The organism is Bacteroides muris (ex Fokt et al. 2023) (assembly GCF_024704895.1).
In the GTDB taxonomy this organism is placed as follows: Bacteria; Bacteroidota; Bacteroidia; order Bacteroidales; family Bacteroidaceae; genus Bacteroides; species Bacteroides muris.
In genome coordinates this window covers 55,348-73,650 of record NZ_JAMZEE010000005.1, presented here as the reverse complement: position 1 = coordinate 73,650, position 18,303 = coordinate 55,348, and the positions used below count along the sequence as shown (strand labels likewise).

Below are 18,303 nucleotides of genomic sequence, written 5' to 3'. Positions count from 1 at the left end.
GCCCATAACCGGCATGAGAGAAATTAAAGCATGAAAACAACGCGGCAGAAGGATAGTTTTTATTATTTTTGCAATCGATTCTCAATAGTTATCTAAAAAATATGGCAAAGAAAAATTCAACAACTAAAGATACGGAACTGTCACTCTCATTTTTCGAGAAAGTGTCAACGTTATTAAAAAGTGAAACCGTTCATTTTGTTATAGGTTTGGTACTTGTAATTTTTTCGGTTTATTTGTTGCTTGCTTTCACGTCGTTCTTTTTCACAGGGGCGGCAGACCAGAGCATCATTGACGGAGGCAGTGCACAGGAGCTGATTTCCACAAACAATGGGGTGAAGAACTACGCCGGTAGCCGCGGTGCACAGTTGGCCAGCTATCTGATAAATGATTGTTTTGGTGTATCGTCTTTTTTGATTCTTGTGTTCTTGGCTGTGGCGGGGCTGAAGTTGATGCGGGTGCGTGTGGTGCGCTTGTGGAAGTGGTTCGTCGGCTGTTCGTTGATGCTGGTGTGGTTCTCGGTATTTTTCGGTTTTGTATTTGTAGACCTGTACAAGGACTCTTTCCTCTATCTGGGCGGTATGCACGGATATAATGTCAGCAATTGGCTTGTGTCTCAAGTCGGTGCACCGGGAGTCTGGCTGCTACTGTTAGTGACTGCCATCTGCTTCTTGATTTATTTGAGTACGCGTACTATAATCTGGTTGCGCAGATTGTTCAGCCTCAGCTTCTTGAAGCGGAAAGAAAAGGCTGAAAGCGCGCCGGGTGAAACGCCGGAAGAGTTCAAGACCTCTTGGGGTGCAAAGGAACACACGAGTGCTCCGGCTTCGGAAGTTGTAGAGGCGGAAAAAGAATTTGAGAAGGAGGAGGATGCTGCCACGGAGAAAGAAGAGATTGAACCGTTGCATGAAATTACCCTTGACTTAGGCGGGAATGGTGAAAGAACGAAGTCAACCAAATTTGCCGATGAAGATGTCACTATGACTTTTGAAACTCCTGTATCGGAGCCGATGCCACCTCTTCGAGAACAGCCGGTAGAGAAGGAGCCGGCATTCCAGGTTGAAAAGGCCGAAGAGGAGGAGTATGTAGGTGCGGAGAAGGAACCATACAATCCCCGTCTGGATTTGGAAAACTACCATTACCCCACAATAGACTTGATGAAGCATTACGATGACAATGGCCCGACCATTGACATGGCAGAGCAAAATGCGAATAAGGATAAGATCATCAATACGTTGCGCAGTTTTGGTATAGAAATCAGCACCATCAAGGCTACAGTAGGTCCTACGGTGACACTGTATGAAATCACTCCCGAGCAGGGTGTCCGCATTTCGAAGATACGCGGTCTGGAAGATGATATTGCCCTCAGCCTTTCGGCACTCGGCATCCGTATCATTGCTCCCATTCCGGGAAAAGGTACGATTGGTATCGAAGTGCCCAATTCCAATCCGAAGATTGTATCTGGTCAGAGCATTATCGGTAGCAAGAAGTTCCAGGAGTCTACTTACGACTTGCCTGTCGCACTAGGTAAGACCATTACCAACGAAGTGTTTATGGTGGATTTGTGCAAGATGCCGCACATGCTTGTTGCCGGTGCCACCGGACAGGGTAAGTCGGTGGGATTGAATGCAATCATCACCTCTTTATTATATAAAAAACATCCGGCAGAGCTGAAGTTTGTGCTGGTAGACCCCAAGAAGGTGGAATTCAGTATATACTCCGTAATCGAACATCATTTTCTTGCCAAATTGCCCGATGGAGGAGACGCTATCATAACAGACGTCACGAAGGTAGTGCAGACCTTGAACTCCATTTGTGTGGAGATGGATACCCGCTATGATTTGCTGAAAGCTGCTCATGTGCGTAATGTCAAGGAGTACAATGAGAAGTTTATTAGCCGTCATCTGAATCCGGAAAAAGGACATAAGTTCATGCCTTACATCGTAGTCGTTATTGATGAGTTCGGTGACTTGATTATGACAGCCGGCAAAGACGTGGAACTGCCCATCGCCCGTATTGCTCAGTTGGCGCGTGCCGTAGGTATACACATGATTATCGCTACACAGCGACCGACGACGAACATCATTACGGGTACGATTAAAGCCAACTTTCCGGCACGTGTCGCTTTCCGTGTATCGGCAATGGTCGATTCGCGTACCATCCTTGACCGTCCGGGAGCCAACCAGCTGATAGGACGCGGTGATATGTTATTCCTGCAAGGAGCTGACCCGGTGCGTGTGCAGTGTGCTTTTATCGATACCCCCGAAGTGGCGGAGATTACGAAGTTCATCGCCCGCCAACAGGGGTACCCCACTGCTTTCTATCTGCCCGAATATGTGGATGAAAATGCAGGAGGTGATTTGGGGGATGTGGATATGGGACGTCTTGATCCTTTGTTCGAGGATGCAGCTCGTCTGATTATTATCCATCAGCAAGGTTCCACATCGCTCATTCAGCGTAAGTTTGCTATCGGTTACAACCGTGCCGGACGTATCATGGATCAGTTGGAGAAAGCGGGAATTGTGGGACCGGCGCAAGGCAGCAAGCCACGCGAGGTGTTCTGTATAGATGAGAACGACTTGGAAATGCGACTGAACAATCTGCAATAGGAGGGCGTTTTTTGAAAAGGGGACTAAAAGCTGATTCCCTTTATATTCTAAAATGAATAATCTAAAATATGAATATGTGGAAAATCTATAAACTATTGTTGGGTATATATATGCTTGCGTTTGCCTTGCCTGCCTGGACACAGCAACCGGATGCAAAAGATATACTGGACTGTACTGCTGAGGCGTTCAAGAATGCAGGAGGAATCAAAATTACTTTTACAGCCCAAGCGCCCGAAGGTTCTTCTACCGGTGTTATTCGTCTGAAAGGAGATAAATTCTTATTGGAAACGGATGGAGTGACAACGTGGTTTGACGGACATACGCAATGGAGCTATCTTAGTTCCAGCGATGAGGTGAATGTTTCTGAGCCTACGGCTGAAGAGTTGCAGAGTGTTAATCCTTATGCATTGTTGTCGCTTTATAAACAAGGCTACAACTTGAAGTTGGGGAAGGTGGACAACCCTCGGTTCAGCTCGCTCTATAAGGTTGTCTTGACAGCCACGGGGCGGAAGCAGGACTTGCAATGCATCATTCTGTATGTGACGAAAGATATGTATCGTCCCGAGCGTGTCAGTATGGTGCAACGGGGGGGAGATGCAGTGGTTATTATTGTCGATTCCTATCAGACCGGGGAGGATTATCCGGATACCCTTTTCGTGTTTGATAAAAAGGCATACCCTGCTGCTGAGGTAATTGACCTGCGATAAATAGTAAATAGTCAAATAGTAAATAAAATAATGATGGAAACAGAAAAAGTAAAATGTCTGATTATCGGTTCAGGGCCCGCCGGATATACTGCCGCTATCTATGCAGGTCGTGCCAATCTTTCACCAGTGCTTTATGCAGGATTGCAGCCTGGTGGCCAGTTAACAACCACCACTGATGTGGAGAACTTTCCCGGTTATCCCCAGGGTATCGGTGGTCCTGAGCTGATGGAAGACTTGCGGAAGCAGGCGGAACGTTTCGGTGCAGATTTGCGCTATGGAGTGGCTACTGCCGCCGACCTTACTGAAGCACCTTACAAGATTACGATTGATGATGAAAAAGTAATTGAAACAGAAACACTGATTATCGCTACGGGTGCCACCGCCAAGTATCTAGGGTTGGAGGACGAAAAGAAATATGCAGGAATGGGTGTCAGCGCTTGCGCCACTTGTGACGGTTTCTTCTACCGCAAGAAAACGGTAGCTGTTGTAGGTGGTGGAGATACTGCCTGCGAGGAAGCTGTTTACCTTGCTGGATTGGCTGCCAAGGTTTATCTGATAGTCCGCAAACCTTATCTGCGCGCGTCCAAGATTATGCAGGAGCGTGTGATGAAGCATGACAAGATTGAAGTACTGTTTGAACATAACGCTGTAGGCCTGTTTGGAGAGAACGGTGTGGAAGGCGTACACTTGGTACAGCGTATGGGGGAGCCGGATGAGAAACGCTATGATGTAGCTATTGACGGTTTTTTCCTGGCTATCGGTCATAATCCTAACTCGGACATTTTCAAGCCTTATATAGATACGGACGAAGTAGGTTACATCGTTACCGAGCCGGGAACACCGCGTACGAAAGTGCCGGGAGTTTTTGCTGCCGGAGATGTGGCCGATTCTCATTATCGTCAGGCCATTACAGCTGCTGGAACAGGTTGTCAGGCGGCAATTGAGGCAGAAAGGTATCTTTCAGCAAGAGGACTGATTTAAGATTAGAGATTGTTAGGGATTAAGAGCTGGTTTTGAGTAGCTATTATATAGGTGTCAGATAATCTTAATCCCTGATTTTAAATCTTCTAATACACTTCTGTCTCATTTATGTACATATCCGATGGGATTATTTCATCCGGTGTATCTTTTACCAAATATGGCAGGTGGTAAAAGCTGACAAATGGTCTGGATGCCGTAGTAGAAACCGTTGGGTTGTGAAGTAACCAATGCCACTGGCAGTGCAGAGAGTTTGTATTCTTCTTTGGACATACCTTTTGTGGTGGTGATGGATAGAACTGGTATTTTCTGGACTGCCGATGCGTAAGGATATGCCGGAAATATTCTGATACGTGTTAAGGTAATAAAGGGGGGAGGATGAAGATACAATTAACGTGTGGGGTATCAATTGTTATCCGATTTTGCTGATTTTCTTCAGCTTCTCTTCGTCTATGATTTTGATTTTACGTCCGTCGATGGTGATTAATCGTTCTGTGGCAAACTGTGACAAAGTACGTATAGCGTTGGAAGTGGTCATGTTTGACAAATTTGCCAAGTCTTCACGTGAGAGATAGATACTCAAGGTGGAACCGTCTTCTTCCAGACCATAACTTTCTTTGAGGAACAGCAAGGATTCTGCCAACCTTCCGCGGATGTGTTTCTGAGTCAGGTTCACGGTACGTTCATCGGCAATGCCCAAATCAACGGACAATTGTTTGATGAAGAACATGGCAAGATCATTGTTTTGTGTGAGCAGAGTCATTAAAGCAGTCATAGGTATCTGGCAAACAAGAGACGGCTCGAATGCGGATGCTGCCGTGACATAGTCTGTTTTTGCAAAATATGGGCGATAACCGAAATATTCTACAGGTTTAATCATACGGATAATCTGGCTTCTTCCGCCGACTCCGTCTTTATAGATTTTTACCTTTCCACTCAGCAGACACATCAAGTATGTAGGGGTCTCGCCTTCGCAATGGATGACTTCGTTCTTTTTGTAGTTCTGGAGTGTGAAGTGGTTGGCGAGGAACTCCCGTTGTTCGTCATTCAGGGGAGACCATATATCTGCAATCAACTCCGGAACATTAATATCAGATAAGTTTACTTTTACCATAACTGCTGCAAAACTGTGTTATACAGCACAAATGTAAAAAGAAAAAATTAAATATTGCACAAATATGACAAAAAGATGTCGTAGGGAGGGAGATAAAGGAGAATTTAGGGGATTTACGATTGAAGTTTGTATTGTTAAACAACTGCTCATTAACAAGTAAGTTTATGTTTACGGAAGTAACTTCAATCGTAAATCGTCAAATTGTAAATCCCCTTTTACTTCGTGAACAACAGCTCCCTATACTTCGGAAGTGGCCAGATTTCATCATCAATTTCCATCTCTAGGTGGTCGATGTGGTCACGGATGCTTTCTAGATAAGGGCGTACGGTTTCTTCGTAAGCGAAAGCCTTGTCTTTGTAATTATCCATGTGGTTGGCTACTTTGCGGGCTTCGGTCATTTCGCGTACTTGCACCTTGATGGCGGTTACGCGCTTGGATATTTCGCGTACAAGTTCTTTCCGGTCGGCGCTGAGGACTTCGTATTCTTCGGGAGAGAAGGCCTCGCGCAGGCCACGGAGATTTTCCAACAGGCGGTTTTGGTAGATAACGGCAGTCGGCACAATGTGGTTGATGGCAAGATCGCCTAGTACGCGGCTTTCTATCTGTACTTTCATGGTGTATTTCTCCAATTCCACTTCCAGACGGCAGGCAAGCTCCGTTTCGTTGAAGATACGTTCACCGATGAGGACGGAGCGTGATTGGTTGTCCATGTAGTGCATCAGGGCTTCAGGAACGTGGCAGATATTGGTCAGCCCGCGGCGGGCGGCTTCCTGCTTCCATTGTTCGGAGTAGCCGTCACCTTCAAAGCGGATAGGCTCGGAGGCGATGATGGTCTCTTTCATAATGCGGAAGATGGCTTCATCCTTGCCGACTCCCTCTTCCATCAGTTTGTCGACGGAGACTTTGAATTCGTTCAACTGGTTTGCCATAGCTGCATTGATGGCAATCATGGCAGCGGCACAGTTGGCGGATGAACCTGCGGCACGGAATTCAAAGCGGTTGCCGGTGAAGGCGAATGGGGAGGTACGGTTACGGTCGGTGGTATCCAGTAATATTTCAGGAATACGTCCGATGCCCAATTTCAATGTCGTTTTCTCTTCCGATGTCATCTTGCTATTACTTATCTGGCGGGCTATTTCGTCGAGGATGGAAGAAAGCTGTTTGCCTAGGAAGATGGACAGAATGGCGGGCGGTGCTTCGTTGGCTCCCAGACGATGGCTGTTTCCGGCACTCATGATGGAGGCACGTAGCAGGTTTTGGTTTTTGTATACCATCATCAGTACGTTTACCAGAAAGGTGAGGAACAGCATGTTACCTTTCGGATTCTTGCCTGGTGCAAATAGGTTGATACCCGTATCGGTGCAAAGCGACCAGTTGTTGTGCTTGCCCGAGCCGTTCACGCCGTTGTAGGGTTTCTCGTGAAGCAGTACGGCAAAGTGATGCTTGCGGGCAATGCGTTTCATCAAATCCATCACAAGCTGGTTGTGGTCGTTGGCAAGGTTGGCGTTCTCAAAGATAGGCGCCAGTTCAAATTGGTTGGGAGCTACTTCGTTATGGCGTGTCTTGACCGGGATACCCAGTTTGTGACATTCTATTTCCAGTTCTTTCATGAAGGCTGTGACGCGTGGCGGGATGGAGCCAAAATAGTGGTCCTCCAGTTGTTGGTCTTTAGCCGAAGAGTGTCCCATCAGGGTGCGTCCGGTCAAGCAAAGGTCTGGGCGGGCATTGTACAGTGCCGAGTCGACGAGGAAATACTCTTGTTCCCAACCTAAATTGGTGAAGACACGTGTGATATTCTTGTCGAACAGTTGGCATACGTCTGTCGCTGCCTTGTCTACGGCTGCCAAGGCTTTGAGCAATGGAGTCTTATAGTCGAGTGCTTCGCCGGTATAAGAGATGAAGATGGTGGGGATACAGAGCGTGGTATCTACCACAAAAGCGGGTGAAGAAACGTCCCAAGCCGTATATCCACGTGCCTCGAATGTGTTTCTGATACCTCCGTTGGGGAAAGAGGAGGCATCCGGTTCCTGCTGGATGAGCAGTTTGCCGGAAAAACGTTCAATTACTTCTGTTCCTTCGCCGAATTCGATGAAGCCGTCATGCTTTTCGGCTGTTCCGTCTGTCAGAGGTTGGAACCAGTGCGTGTAGTGGGTGACGTTGAGGGACTTTGCCCAACTTTTCATGCCGTTGGCAATCAGGTCTGCCATTTCGCGGTTGATGGGGATACCCTTTTCGATGGCGTCGGTCACGGCTTTGTAGGCTTCACGGGGCAGGTATTCCTGCATTTTTTTACGATTGAAGACATGGCTGCCGTAGTAGTCGGACAGTTTGTTTGAAGGGGTAGTTACTTCAAGAGGTTGCCGATTGGCAAGTTCTTGAAGAGCAAAAAATCGCATTTTTGACATATAAGTCTTTCCTTTTATTGGTTGTTTGGCGCAAAAATACATGTTTTTTTGAAACACCCCCTCTTTTTGGGGGGGTGTTGTTGGAAATATTAGTGTTTTTTTGAGAATGTACCCCTTCAAAAAAAAGAAAACCAGCTTGTGTGAAAAGAATAGCTCGAAGATTGTGTTCGTCTCATGTTTCAATCAGTAACCTTCGTGTATTACGATTAGTAATGCCTACAACTCGGTATACATGGTGCCGATTTTATGATTCTTCGCACCTGCTCTGATTTCTTTAACTCCTAACGAAGGGAATTGAAGTGGAACTCTCTAATTTCTCTGGATGAAAGAGTTGTACGCCATTTTTCTTCTTTATGAAACATGTTTTTGCATTACACAAATTCTTCCGTATATTTGTTCCGGTTCAAAAAAGAGAGATTGCGGTTGAAACGTTTATTGTTTATATGGGTTGGGATTTGCTTCTTGTTTTCTTTCATACAGAAGGCAGGGGCGGAGCGTATATCTTATCCGGTTGACAAATATGTGAGTTCGGCAGACTCCATCATGGAGAAAGTCATCTTCTTTGCTCCTTTTTATGAACGTATTATTGAGAGTTATAAAGCTGAACTTTACATAAAAGGCTGGGTGAACATTCGTAAGAAGAATCATATTCTTCGCTATATCCCTTCCATGTTCCGGCCCAAGAAAGGGGTGCGGGAATATATGATGGAAACTTATAGCGATTTACATTTTACAGCTCCTGACATCTATGACCAAAAGGTAAAGGCAAGTGTCGGCACAGCTTCCGAGTTTTGGGAACTGGACGGACGATTGCCTGAATATTTCCATGTCAACATCTATTCTTCTACTTTATTATATGATAAACTGATTTCTCCCTTAGCTCCCAATGCCAGGAAATATTATATCTACCGGATTGATACGGTGATGGGCGAGAGGCATGCCCTTCAGTATAAAATCCGCTTTATGCCCAAAAGTAAGAGCTTTCAGTTGGTGGGCGGTTATCTGATAGTGAGTGACAACGTGTGGAGTGTGCGTGAGATGCGCTTTTCCGGACGCAATGAGATGGTAAGGTTCAACAACCTGGTGAAAATGGGAAATGTGGGAGACTCGGACGAGTTCCTGCCATTGCAGTATGACGTGGAGGCGACATTCCGTTTTTTGGGAAATGTGGTAGATGGTACTTATGAAGCTGTACTCGATTATAAGAATATCATTCAGAAGGCTCCCGGCTGTGACATAAGAAAGTCGGCATGGAAGAGCAAGTATGATTTGTCCGATTCGTACACGTTGCGTACAGATACAAACGCTTTTCGGCGTGATACCGCCTACTTTAAAACTTTACGTCCCGTTCCGTTAACCCCGCATGAGGAGACTCTGTATCAGGATTTTTTCTTACGTCGGGATACGCTCGCCCGGAAAAAGAAATCGGTCAATAAGAATCTGGAATTCTGGGGACAGATTGGCGATGCTCTGATTAGTCGTTATACGGTAGACTTGGATAAATTGGGGAGCGTGCGTTGTTCACCGTTAATTAATCCGTTTCTTTTGAGCTATAGCGGTACACATGGAATTTCGTATCGGCAAGAATTCAAGTACAACCGTATTTTTAAGGGCGACCGCCTGCTACGCGTTGTTCCCCGGATAGGTTATAACTTTAGAGAGAAGGAATTTTACTGGAGGGTGAGGTCTGACTTCGATTATTGGCCTCGTAAGCGTGCGGCGCTTCATCTGGAATTTGGTAATGGAAACCGGATTTATAGTAGTGATGTGCTGGATGACCTGAAAGCTATTCCTGACAGTATTTTTGATTTCAACCAGATACATTTGGACTATTTCAAGGACTTGTATCTGAATCTGCGCCATAGCTGGGAGCTAGTGAACGGCTTGTCGCTGGAAGTCGGCATATCCATGCATAGACGTACGGAAGTGAACCGTTCCAGATTTGAGCTTAACTATCCGAGTATGCCATCAGTAAAATCAGCGACAAACGTAGGTTCCGGCGGCTCGTCATTCTTTCCGAATTTCGACCCGAATATCCTGAATAAGTTTCGCCATACTTATAATAGTTTTGCCCCCCGTGTTCGTCTGTCCTGGACTCCAGGACAATATTATTATATGAACGGTGACCGCAAGGTAAATCTTCATTCCAAGTATCCTTCCATTTCGGTAGATTGGGAGAGGGGAATCAGCGGGGTGTTGCAGAGTAGTGGTTCATACGAACGTGTGGAGATTGATTTGCAGCATCAGATTTCTTTGGGACTGATGCGCGATATTTATTGGCGCTTTGGCTGGGGAGAGTTCACCAATCAGAAAGAGCTATACTTTGTGGACTTTGCCAATTTGCGGCGTTCCAATCTTCCTATGGGCTGGAATGATGATATTGGCGGGGTGTTCCAGTTGCTTGACGGACGATGGTACAACTCTTCCCGCAGATATATCCGCGGACATCTTACCTATGAAGCGCCTTTCCTTCTGCTCCGCCATCTGGTGAAATATACCCAGTATGTATTGAATGAACGTCTGTATCTGAATGTACTGGTAGTACCTCACTTGAAGCCTTATCTGGAAGTGGGTTATGGTATTGGTACCCATGTCTTTGACTTTGGCTTATTTGCCAGCTTTGCCAACTGGAAGTATCAGGAAATAGGTTGCAAATTCACCTTCGAACTGTTTAACAAATAGCAATGTGGTAATTTGACAATTAGTATATTGGCACATTATCACATTAATCAATTGTCAATTATCGTTTCTTTCGTACCTTTGCTGCAAATTACTTGTAACTATGGGTATAGTGATAGGAATAGATGTGGGTGGAAGTACCACGAAAATCGTTGGAATCAATGAGGGGCAGATACAGTCTCCAATGTTTATTACGGCAACCGATCCGGTGACTTCCTTGTTTGGAGCATTCGGCAAGTATATTTATGACAATGGCATACAGTTGTCTGATGTGGAGCAGGTGATGCTGACAGGAGTAGGAAGCGCATTTGTCGACAGTCCTTTATACGGATTGCCTACCCGCAAAACGGATGAGTTTATTGCCAATGGCTTGGGAGCCAGGCATGCGACGGAGATAGACCAACTGATTGTGGTCAGTATGGGTACCGGTACTTCTTTTGTGAAAATAGACAGAGATAAGATACAGCATATTGGTGGTTTGGGAATTGGTGGAGGTACCTTGCAGGGGTTGTCGAGGCTGCTACTGAAAACCCATGACATCCATCAGGTGTCCGAGTTGGCAGAGAAAGGGGATGTGACCCGTATCAACTTGCAAATAGGTGACATTTGTAATGTTGCTTTGCCTGACTTACCCGTAAGCGCCACCGCCTCCCTTTTCGGAAAGGCGGATAGTAATGCTTCCCAAGAAGATATTGCTTGCGGCATCATCTGTACTGTACTTCAAACCATTGGAGGAGCTGCTGTACTGTCAGCTTTGAACAGTCCTATTAAGGATTTTGTTCTGATAGGAAATCTTACCCAACTGCCCCAGTGCCGGGAGGTATTTTCTAAAATGGATGATATCTATCATGTACATTTCCATATACCGCCCTATGCTGAATATAGAACAGCGATAGGAGCGGCATTGGCATACGTAAAAGAAAGGCAAGGATAGTGGTTACTTCTTGCCTGCCTTCTTCATATAGCTGTTTATCAAAGTGCAGGCTGGAGTGACCACCGTACCATGGTCAAATCCCTCCATCTGATAGAGGGTGGATTTTTGTCCCAATGCTTTGAGAAGAGCATACAAATGGGCATTTTCTTCATAGCGTGCCAGCATCTCCAACTCTTTGTCGCCAGTGATAAGTATCATGGGTGAAGCGTCTTTTCTTACGTTATTGGAAGGAGCATATTTGTCTATAATCGGAGTGTCGGAAGGCAGCCCGCGTTCTTTGCGGATGGTATAATGGGTAGTGGTCTGTCCGCTGATGGGGAAAGCACCTGCCAGGCTGTTGGCGTCAATATTCCACTTTGCCAGGTAACTCTTGTCCAGATTGAGTATCAGACAGAGATAACCACCGGCTGAATGACCGGCTATGTATATTTTGTCTTTATCTCCTCCGAATTCTTCTATATTCTCGAAAGTCCAAGCAACGGCCTCTGCGGCATCTTCCGTGTAGGCAGGATTTTGCGCACGCGGACTGAGTCGGTAGTTTACGGCTATCACGGCGTAGCCTTGCCCCAGGAATTCCTTCGGAAAATGTTTTTCTCCGGCTTCCAGTCCTCCACCGTGGAACCAGACAAGGGTGGCAAATCCTTTTTTATCAGTAGGATAATAAAGGTCGAGTTTGCAACGCTCCAGCTTATAACTGTCCTTTTCGCCGGGATGAAGATAGGAAATGTTCTTTTGTGTACGGTAGTTGTTGTCCGTTGCCTGATTTTGGCTATAACATAATAATGTATAGCAAATGATGGAAATGCATGCGATTATTTTTTTCATGATAAATTATTGAAATTATGTATAAATGAAACGATGCAAAGGTACTATTTTTTTGTTCTTTAATTGATTATTCCACTGCTGTTTTGAGTGCTTTTTGTTTTGTAGTTCAAGAAAATACTTCTATCTTTGCGGCCGATTTACAATGAGTCAACATAAAGTCTCACTTAATTAACGAGTTAAACAATTTATTTATTAATGGAAAATTTAAAGAATGTAGCTCCTATTGAAGACTTCAACTGGGATGCTTATGAGAACGGCGAATCAGTAGCCAGTGCAAGCCACGAAGAACTGGAAAAGGCGTATGACAATACGTTGAATAAGGTTAACGACCGCGAGGTAGTTGACGGAACCGTAATTGCAATGAACAAGCGTGAAGTAGTTGTGAATATCGGTTACAAATCAGACGGTATCATTCCGATGAGTGAATTCCGTTACAACCCTGAGCTTAAGATTGGTGATACTGTTGAAGTATACATCGAAAATCAGGAAGACAAAAAAGGACAGCTCGTACTGTCTCACCGTAAAGCTCGTGCTACCCGTTCTTGGGATCGCGTAAACGCTGCTTTGGAAAACGAAGAAATTATCAAGGGTTACATCAAATGTCGCACAAAGGGTGGTATGATTGTGGACGTATTCGGCATCGAAGCTTTCTTGCCGGGTTCCCAAATCGACGTGAAGCCTATCCGCGATTACGATGTATTCGTTGGCAAAACTATGGAATTCAAGGTTGTTAAAATCAATCAGGAATTCAAGAACGTGGTTGTTTCTCACAAGGCTCTTATCGAAGCTGAGCTGGAACAACAGAAGAAGGAAATCATCGGTAAACTCGAAAAAGGACAAGTCCTCGAAGGTACCGTTAAAAATATCACTTCCTATGGTGTATTTATTGACCTGGGTGGCGTAGACGGTTTGATTCACATCACTGATCTTTCTTGGGGCCGTGTCAGCGATCCGAAAGAAGTGGTTGAACTCGACCAGAAACTCAACGTCGTTATCCTTGACTTCGATGATGAGAAGAAGCGCATTGCTCTTGGCTTGAAACAACTCACTCCGCATCCTTGGGATGCCTTGGATGGTAATCTGAAGGTGGGTGATCATGTAAATGGTAAAGTAGTTGTTATGGCTGACTATGGTGCATTCATCGAAATTGCTGCCGGTGTTGAAGGTCTGATTCACGTATCTGAAATGTCTTGGTCACAGCACTTGCGTTCTGCACAAGACTTCATGAAGGTAGGTGATGAAGTGGAAGCAGTAGTCCTGACTTTAGACCGTGAAGAACGTAAGATGTCTTTGGGTATCAAGCAGCTGAAGTCTGATCCTTGGGAAACTATCGAAGAGAAGTATCCTATCGGCAGCAAGCACACTGCAAAAGTTCGCAACTTCACTAACTTCGGTGTATTTGTTGAAATCGAAGAAGGCGTTGATGGCTTGATTCACATTTCTGATTTGTCTTGGACGAAGAAGGTTAAACATCCGTCTGAATTCACTCAGATTGGTGCTGATATTGACGTGCAGGTATTGGAAATCGACAAGGAAAACCGCCGCTTGAGCCTCGGTCACAAGCAGCTCGAAGAAAACCCCTGGGATGTATTTGAAACAGTATTTACAGTAGGTTCTGTACACGAAGGTACTATCATCGAAATGCTGGATAAGGGTGCTGTTGTGGCTCTGCCTTATGGCGTAGAAGGTTTCGCTACTCCGAAACACCTCGTTAAGGAAGACGGCTCACAGGCTCAGTTGGACGAGAAACTTGAGTTCAAGGTAATCGAGTTCAATAAGGACGCTAAGCGTATCATCCTTTCTCACAGCCGTATCTTCGAAGATGCTGCAAAGGCAGAAGAAAGAGCTGAAAAGAAGGCTGCTGCCAAGAAGTCAGCCAATAAGAGAGAAGACGTTGCTCCTGCCATCCAAAATCAGGCTGCATCTACTACTCTGGGTGACATTGATGCTTTGGCTGCTTTGAAAGAGCAGATGGAAGCTGGAAAGAAGTAACTCTGAGATAGAATAGAAGGCCCACTTTTTAGTGGGCCTTTTTTGTGATATGGACTATTTAAATTGAAGGAAATGAAAAAGGTATTGTTTTTTTATTGTTAATTGTAATGTTTGGCTGTGAACGGTCAGCTAATGAAAGTTTAGTTGCTAATTTTGAAAAGAATGAATTGAAACAAGAACAGTTTACTTTTAATTATGAGGGTTGTGAAATCTATGGTAAAGTGTTACCTGTGGATGCTTTAACGAGAGGTTTTTCTTCTGGGGTTAAAGTCTATGATTTAGTTGTGGAATCAGAATTTTTGAAAAAAGCAGTAATAACTCAATTAACGCAGACTTTTAATAGTGATGGTAGTTTTACTTTAACTCATTATGTTGAAGGTATAAAGATTGCAACTTTGTTTTATAATGCAGAGGGTGTGCTTTCGGATATTGAGATAGAAAATAATTTGAAAACTAGAGCGGCAACTTCTTTTACGGGCTGTGTCGCAGAGAAATATGCTCAATTGAGAAAGGATATGGAAGGAAGTATAATGGGGATTATTGTAGATTGTACTGGACCGGTTTCTACGGTAGCTTTAGCTGCGACTGCTGCAGCCGATTGTGCGGGAATGTTTGATAATATAGGTATTAAATAATGACTTCAGTATTGTTTTTATTATATACCATTCCTATAACATGGGGAGTTGCTATTCTTTTGTGGGTCAGGTATTTTCAGAGACATAAATTGCATTGGCTGTCATGGGTTTCATTGCTTTTAGTGCCTTTCCCTGCTTTATTCTATTTTCTATGTGCTTATGTAGACAAGATAGATAAATATAAAGCAAGAGATACTGATATTGGTAAATTGACATTCAAGTTGAGAATAGGGATATGTGCTTGTTGCTGGATTGGTGAATTGGTAATTTGCTTTACTTTGAAATACATGGGCTTTCCAGATTATCTTGAGATTGCTGTTGGAGGCATGAACGTTTTCCAGTCTCTTTTAATATTAGTGTGCTGGGATATGATAGAAGATAAGAACTTTACTGCATTGGGTGACATCGATGCTCTGGCTGCTTTGAAAGAGCAGATGGAAGCTGGAAAGAAGTAACTATTATTAAACTATAAATTAAGAGTAGGGCACTTATATTACAAGTGTCCTTTCTTTTTATAAATCTTTATTTATGATGGAAAATATGTTCAAAAGTGCGGGGAAGACGGTATTGTTCGCTTGCCTGTCATTGATGTTACTGACTGCATGCAGTCAGAAGTCTAAATTAAAAATGGCCATAGAAATTGCCAACAAGCAGTGTCCGATGAGTATGGGGACGGTTGGCGAGGTGTCAAGCATTGTTTTTGACGGAACTAATGTGGTATATTCTATGTTGATGAACGAAGATTATGCGGATTTTGAGGCTTGGGAAAAGCATCCGGATGTCATGAAGTCAACTACAATCGCCATGTTCAGTAATCCTAAAGACAATATCAGGAAACTGTTGGAAATGGTGGTTGATACTAAATCCGGGATGAAATTCGTTTATAAAGGGAATACTACGGGGAAAGAGGCAGAGTGTCTGCTGGATACAAAGGACTTGGAAAACATCTTGAATCAGAAGGTTTCGAAGGAAGAAAGCGAACAGAAGAAACTGGAGGAACTTGTGAAAGCCACCAATATCTCTTGTCCTATGAGAGTGGACGAAGTCACCGTGCTTGAGAAACTGGTGATAGAGGTGGAGAACGTGGTCTATACTTATACTATAGATGAGAACTCTATGGATATAGCTTCCTTGAAAGGAAATGAGGAGCAGATGAAACAAAATGTCAAGGGGTCCTTGAATGTGTCAGAGCCGGCATTGAAAGTATTCTTGGAGGCATGTGTGAAGAATAACAAAGGTCTGGTTTATCGCTATGTGGGGGATGTTTCCGGTGATAGTACGGAGTTTATGTTCAGTGTTGCTGAGATAACAATGCTCTTGAAATAGAGGATATTTTTTTGCATATAATACGCACTGTAAGAAATGCGCTGAGCTTTTTATACGTAAATATGGAGGAGAGGATTGAGAAAACTGTCGGTTTTGCAATCCTCTTTTTCGTGTTTGTGCGGATAAATCGCTATATTTGTCACATTATGGAAAAATTTGAGTTACATGTTCTTGGTTGCGGTTCCGCTTTACCCACAACGCGTCATTTCCCTACGTCTCAAATCGTGAATGTGCGCGACAAGCTGTTTATGATTGATTGTGGGGAAGGAGCGCAGTTGCAGTTCCGTAAATCGCATCTGAAGTTTTCACGTTTGAATCATATCTTTATCTCCCATTTACATGGAGACCATTGTTTTGGCTTATTGGGGTTGGTTTCCACACTTAATCTTTTAGGACGTACAGCCGAGCTGCATATCCATTCTCCCAAAGGACTGAGAGATTTGCTGGTGCCTATGTTGGAATTTTTTAATAAACAGATGACGTACCAAGTTCTTTTCCATGAGTTTGATGCTAAAGAACCGATACAGATTTATGAAGACCGTTCGTTGACGGTTACTACCATTCCCTTACGCCATCGTATGCCATGCTGTGGCTTTTTGTTTGCAGAGAAGCAGCGTCCTAACCATATCATCCGTGAAATGATAGACTTTTATCAGGTGCCGGTATATGAGTTGAATCGCATTAAGAATGGAGCCGATTATGTAACTCCGGAGGGAGAAATTATAGCAAATGCCCGTTTGACGCGTCCTTCTGAATCTCCCCGCAGTTATGCATATTGTTCGGATACAATTTATTTGCCTTCTATTGTAGAGCAGATAAAAGGAGTTGACTTGTTATTTCACGAGGCTACTTTTGCTGATGAAGATGCGCCGCGTGCCAAGGAGACATTCCATACCACAGCCACGCAGGCTGCATGGATAGCCAGGGAGGCAGGAGCAAAAAAATTGATGATAGGACATTTTTCTGCCCGTTATGAGAATGAAAATGTTCTGTTGAAAGAAGCTGTTGCCATCTTTCCGGACACACAGCTTGCTAAAGAGACACTTTGTGTATCGGTATGAATTAAACTTTTTGTATCTTTGGCAGTCTAAAAAATAAATGCGAATAGAAAAACATATGACCCCTTCCTATAATGAACGCGAAGTGTTGGCTCTTCTACAAGACGAAAGCACACAAAAGCGGGGATTTGAGATGATTGTTACCCAATATAGCGAGCAGCTGTATTGGCAGATTCGTCGTATGGTCCTCTCTCATGAAGATGCCAATGATTTACTTCAGAATACTTTCATTAAAGCATGGATTAATATAGATTATTTCAGGGCAGAGGCTAAACTCTCTACCTGGCTCTATCGCATAGCCTTGAATGAATGCCTCACTTTTCTGAACAAACAACGGGCTGCTTCCACAGTCTCTTTGGATGACCCCGAGGCAGATGCACTTCAAAAGCTTGAAAGTGATCCTTACTTCTCCGGTGATAAAGCAGAGATGGCTTTGCAAAAAGCCTTGCTTGCCTTGCCGGAAAAACAACGTATGGTGTTTAACCTGAAGTATTACCAGGAAATGAAATACGAACAGATGTCCGATATATTTGGTACTTCCGTAGGTGCCTTGAAGGCTTCCTATCACCATGCCGTGAAGAAAATAGAAAAGTTTTTGGGTGAGGAGTATTAAACCTTTGCCACAAAACAATGTCTAATTAAACAGAAAGGAGAAAGCTTATGAAAGAAGAAGATAAAATACTGAAAAAGATAGGGACGGAAAATCCTTTCCGCGTTCCTGACGGCTACTTTGAGAATCTTACTTCAGAGGTAATGAACCGGCTTCCCGAAAAAGAAAAACTCACTGCTGTGCAGACAGAGCCTACAATATGGCAGAAGGTAAGGCCTTGGTTGTATATGACCGCCATGTTTATAGGTGCTGCATTGATTATCCGCGTGGCTTCTTCGGAGCATACTCCCTCTGTGGAGCGTATAGCTGCTGATGATACGGAAACAGAAATGGAATATATTAATATGGCCGTAGAGAATTCCATGCTGGATGATTATTCATTGTATGTTTATTTGGCAGACTCTGATGTAGAATAAGGTAACAACACTCAACTA

General features: G+C 44.1%; 16 protein-coding genes. 12 read left to right on the top strand and 4 right to left on the bottom strand.

The window, feature by feature from the left end; genetic code table 11:
- Positions 1-101: 101 nt before the first annotated feature.
- The 3 genes from M1B78_RS03395 (at position 102) to trxB (ending at position 4,294) form a co-directional block, all read left to right on the top strand.
- Positions 102-2,606, top strand: coding sequence for an FtsK/SpoIIIE family DNA translocase (locus tag M1B78_RS03395; RefSeq protein ID WP_257931665.1), 2,505 nt, complete (start codon positions 102-104; stop codon positions 2,604-2,606).
- A 74-nt stretch (positions 2,607-2,680) separates the two neighbouring features.
- Positions 2,681-3,313, top strand: coding sequence for a LolA-like putative outer membrane lipoprotein chaperone (locus M1B78_RS03390; RefSeq protein WP_257939894.1), 633 nt, complete (start codon positions 2,681-2,683; stop codon positions 3,311-3,313).
- Between the two features lie 33 nt (positions 3,314-3,346).
- Positions 3,347-4,294, top strand: a complete 948-nt coding sequence (gene trxB, locus M1B78_RS03385) for a thioredoxin-disulfide reductase (RefSeq protein ID WP_136010498.1) — start codon at positions 3,347-3,349, stop codon at positions 4,292-4,294.
- A gap of 132 nt (positions 4,295-4,426) precedes the next feature.
- On the opposite strand, the gene M1B78_RS03380 is transcribed toward trxB, so the two are convergent.
- The 3 genes from M1B78_RS03380 to M1B78_RS03370 all read right to left on the bottom strand — a co-directional run bounded on the left by M1B78_RS03380 (position 4,427) and on the right by M1B78_RS03370 (position 7,810).
- Complete coding sequence (locus M1B78_RS03380; RefSeq protein ID WP_257931668.1) at positions 4,427-4,681, bottom strand: glycoside hydrolase family 20 zincin-like fold domain-containing protein; 255 nt, start codon at positions 4,679-4,681, stop codon at positions 4,427-4,429.
- Positions 4,682-4,703: 22 nt separating this feature from the next.
- On the bottom strand, positions 4,704-5,405 hold the full coding sequence (locus M1B78_RS03375) for a Crp/Fnr family transcriptional regulator (RefSeq protein ID WP_136010490.1): 702 nt from the start codon (positions 5,403-5,405) through the stop codon (positions 4,704-4,706).
- Positions 5,406-5,620: 215 nt separating this feature from the next.
- Positions 5,621-7,810, bottom strand: coding sequence for a glutamine synthetase III (locus M1B78_RS03370; protein ID WP_257939893.1), 2,190 nt, complete (start codon positions 7,808-7,810; stop codon positions 5,621-5,623).
- A gap of 360 nt (positions 7,811-8,170) precedes the next feature.
- Between M1B78_RS03370 and M1B78_RS03365 the strand changes: the two genes are divergently transcribed.
- Both M1B78_RS03365 and coaW read left to right on the top strand, forming a co-directional pair.
- Positions 8,171-10,492 (top strand): DUF5686 family protein, encoded by a 2,322-nt coding sequence (locus tag M1B78_RS03365; protein WP_257939892.1) that lies wholly within the window; start codon positions 8,171-8,173, stop codon positions 10,490-10,492.
- Positions 10,493-10,592: 100 nt separating this feature from the next.
- Positions 10,593-11,423, top strand: a complete 831-nt coding sequence (gene coaW / locus M1B78_RS03360; protein WP_136010487.1) for a type II pantothenate kinase — start codon at positions 10,593-10,595, stop codon at positions 11,421-11,423.
- A 3-nt stretch (positions 11,424-11,426) separates the two neighbouring features.
- On the opposite strand, the gene M1B78_RS03355 is transcribed toward coaW, so the two are convergent.
- Positions 11,427-12,248: an alpha/beta hydrolase gene (locus tag M1B78_RS03355; RefSeq protein ID WP_257939891.1), complete on the bottom strand. Its 822-nt coding sequence runs from the start codon at positions 12,246-12,248 to the stop codon at positions 11,427-11,429.
- 195 nt (positions 12,249-12,443) lie between these two features.
- Here M1B78_RS03355 and rpsA point away from each other — a divergent pair, with 195 nt between their 5' ends.
- From rpsA to M1B78_RS03320, 7 genes are all read left to right on the top strand, one after another.
- Complete coding sequence (gene rpsA, locus M1B78_RS03350) at positions 12,444-14,240, top strand: 30S ribosomal protein S1 (RefSeq protein ID WP_136010485.1); 1,797 nt, start codon at positions 12,444-12,446, stop codon at positions 14,238-14,240.
- A gap of 107 nt (positions 14,241-14,347) precedes the next feature.
- Positions 14,348-14,875 (top strand): hypothetical protein, encoded by a 528-nt coding sequence (locus M1B78_RS03345; RefSeq protein ID WP_257939890.1) that lies wholly within the window; start codon positions 14,348-14,350, stop codon positions 14,873-14,875.
- Positions 14,875-15,330: a hypothetical protein gene (locus M1B78_RS03340; protein ID WP_257939889.1), complete on the top strand. Its 456-nt coding sequence runs from the start codon at positions 14,875-14,877 to the stop codon at positions 15,328-15,330. Before M1B78_RS03345 ends, M1B78_RS03340 begins: the two co-directional genes overlap by 1 nt.
- A 73-nt stretch (positions 15,331-15,403) precedes the next feature.
- Positions 15,404-16,201, top strand: coding sequence for a hypothetical protein (locus M1B78_RS03335; protein WP_257939888.1), 798 nt, complete (start codon positions 15,404-15,406; stop codon positions 16,199-16,201).
- 146 nt (positions 16,202-16,347) lie between these two features.
- The gene (locus M1B78_RS03330) at positions 16,348-17,262 is read left to right on the top strand and encodes a ribonuclease Z (protein WP_176468449.1); all 915 of its coding nucleotides are present in this window, start codon (positions 16,348-16,350) and stop codon (positions 17,260-17,262) included.
- Between the two features lie 55 nt (positions 17,263-17,317).
- Entirely contained in the window at positions 17,318-17,872 is a 555-nt protein-coding gene (locus M1B78_RS03325) for an RNA polymerase sigma factor (RefSeq protein WP_257939887.1), read from the top strand.
- A 47-nt stretch (positions 17,873-17,919) separates the two neighbouring features.
- Positions 17,920-18,285, top strand: coding sequence for a hypothetical protein (locus tag M1B78_RS03320; RefSeq protein WP_257932114.1), 366 nt, complete (start codon positions 17,920-17,922; stop codon positions 18,283-18,285).
- Positions 18,286-18,303 lie beyond the last annotated feature (18 nt).

Excerpts from the sequence above, each read along its gene's own strand:
- M1B78_RS03395 (WP_257931665.1), top strand. The coding sequence starts at position 102 with ATGGCAAAGAAAAATTCAACAACTAAAGATACGGAACTGTCACTCTCA.
- M1B78_RS03390 (WP_257939894.1), top strand. The coding sequence starts at position 2,681 with ATGTGGAAAATCTATAAACTATTGTTGGGTATATATATGCTTGCGTTT.
- trxB (WP_136010498.1), top strand. The coding sequence starts at position 3,347 with ATGGAAACAGAAAAAGTAAAATGTCTGATTATCGGTTCAGGGCCCGCC.
- M1B78_RS03375 (WP_136010490.1), bottom strand. The coding sequence starts at position 5,405 with ATGGTAAAAGTAAACTTATCTGATATTAATGTTCCGGAGTTGATTGCA.
- M1B78_RS03370 (WP_257939893.1), bottom strand. The coding sequence starts at position 7,810 with ATGTCAAAAATGCGATTTTTTGCTCTTCAAGAACTTGCCAATCGGCAA.
- M1B78_RS03365 (WP_257939892.1), top strand. The coding sequence starts at position 8,171 with ATGTTTTTGCATTACACAAATTCTTCCGTATATTTGTTCCGGTTCAAA.
- coaW (WP_136010487.1), top strand. The coding sequence starts at position 10,593 with ATGGGTATAGTGATAGGAATAGATGTGGGTGGAAGTACCACGAAAATC.
- M1B78_RS03355 (WP_257939891.1), bottom strand. The coding sequence starts at position 12,248 with ATGAAAAAAATAATCGCATGCATTTCCATCATTTGCTATACATTATTA.
- rpsA (WP_136010485.1), top strand. The coding sequence starts at position 12,444 with ATGGAAAATTTAAAGAATGTAGCTCCTATTGAAGACTTCAACTGGGAT.
- M1B78_RS03345 (WP_257939890.1), top strand. The coding sequence starts at position 14,348 with ATGTTTGGCTGTGAACGGTCAGCTAATGAAAGTTTAGTTGCTAATTTT.
- M1B78_RS03340 (WP_257939889.1), top strand. The coding sequence starts at position 14,875 with ATGACTTCAGTATTGTTTTTATTATATACCATTCCTATAACATGGGGA.
- M1B78_RS03335 (WP_257939888.1), top strand. The coding sequence starts at position 15,404 with ATGATGGAAAATATGTTCAAAAGTGCGGGGAAGACGGTATTGTTCGCT.
- M1B78_RS03330 (WP_176468449.1), top strand. The coding sequence starts at position 16,348 with ATGGAAAAATTTGAGTTACATGTTCTTGGTTGCGGTTCCGCTTTACCC.
- M1B78_RS03325 (WP_257939887.1), top strand. The coding sequence starts at position 17,318 with ATGACCCCTTCCTATAATGAACGCGAAGTGTTGGCTCTTCTACAAGAC.
- M1B78_RS03320 (WP_257932114.1), top strand. The coding sequence starts at position 17,920 with ATGAAAGAAGAAGATAAAATACTGAAAAAGATAGGGACGGAAAATCCT.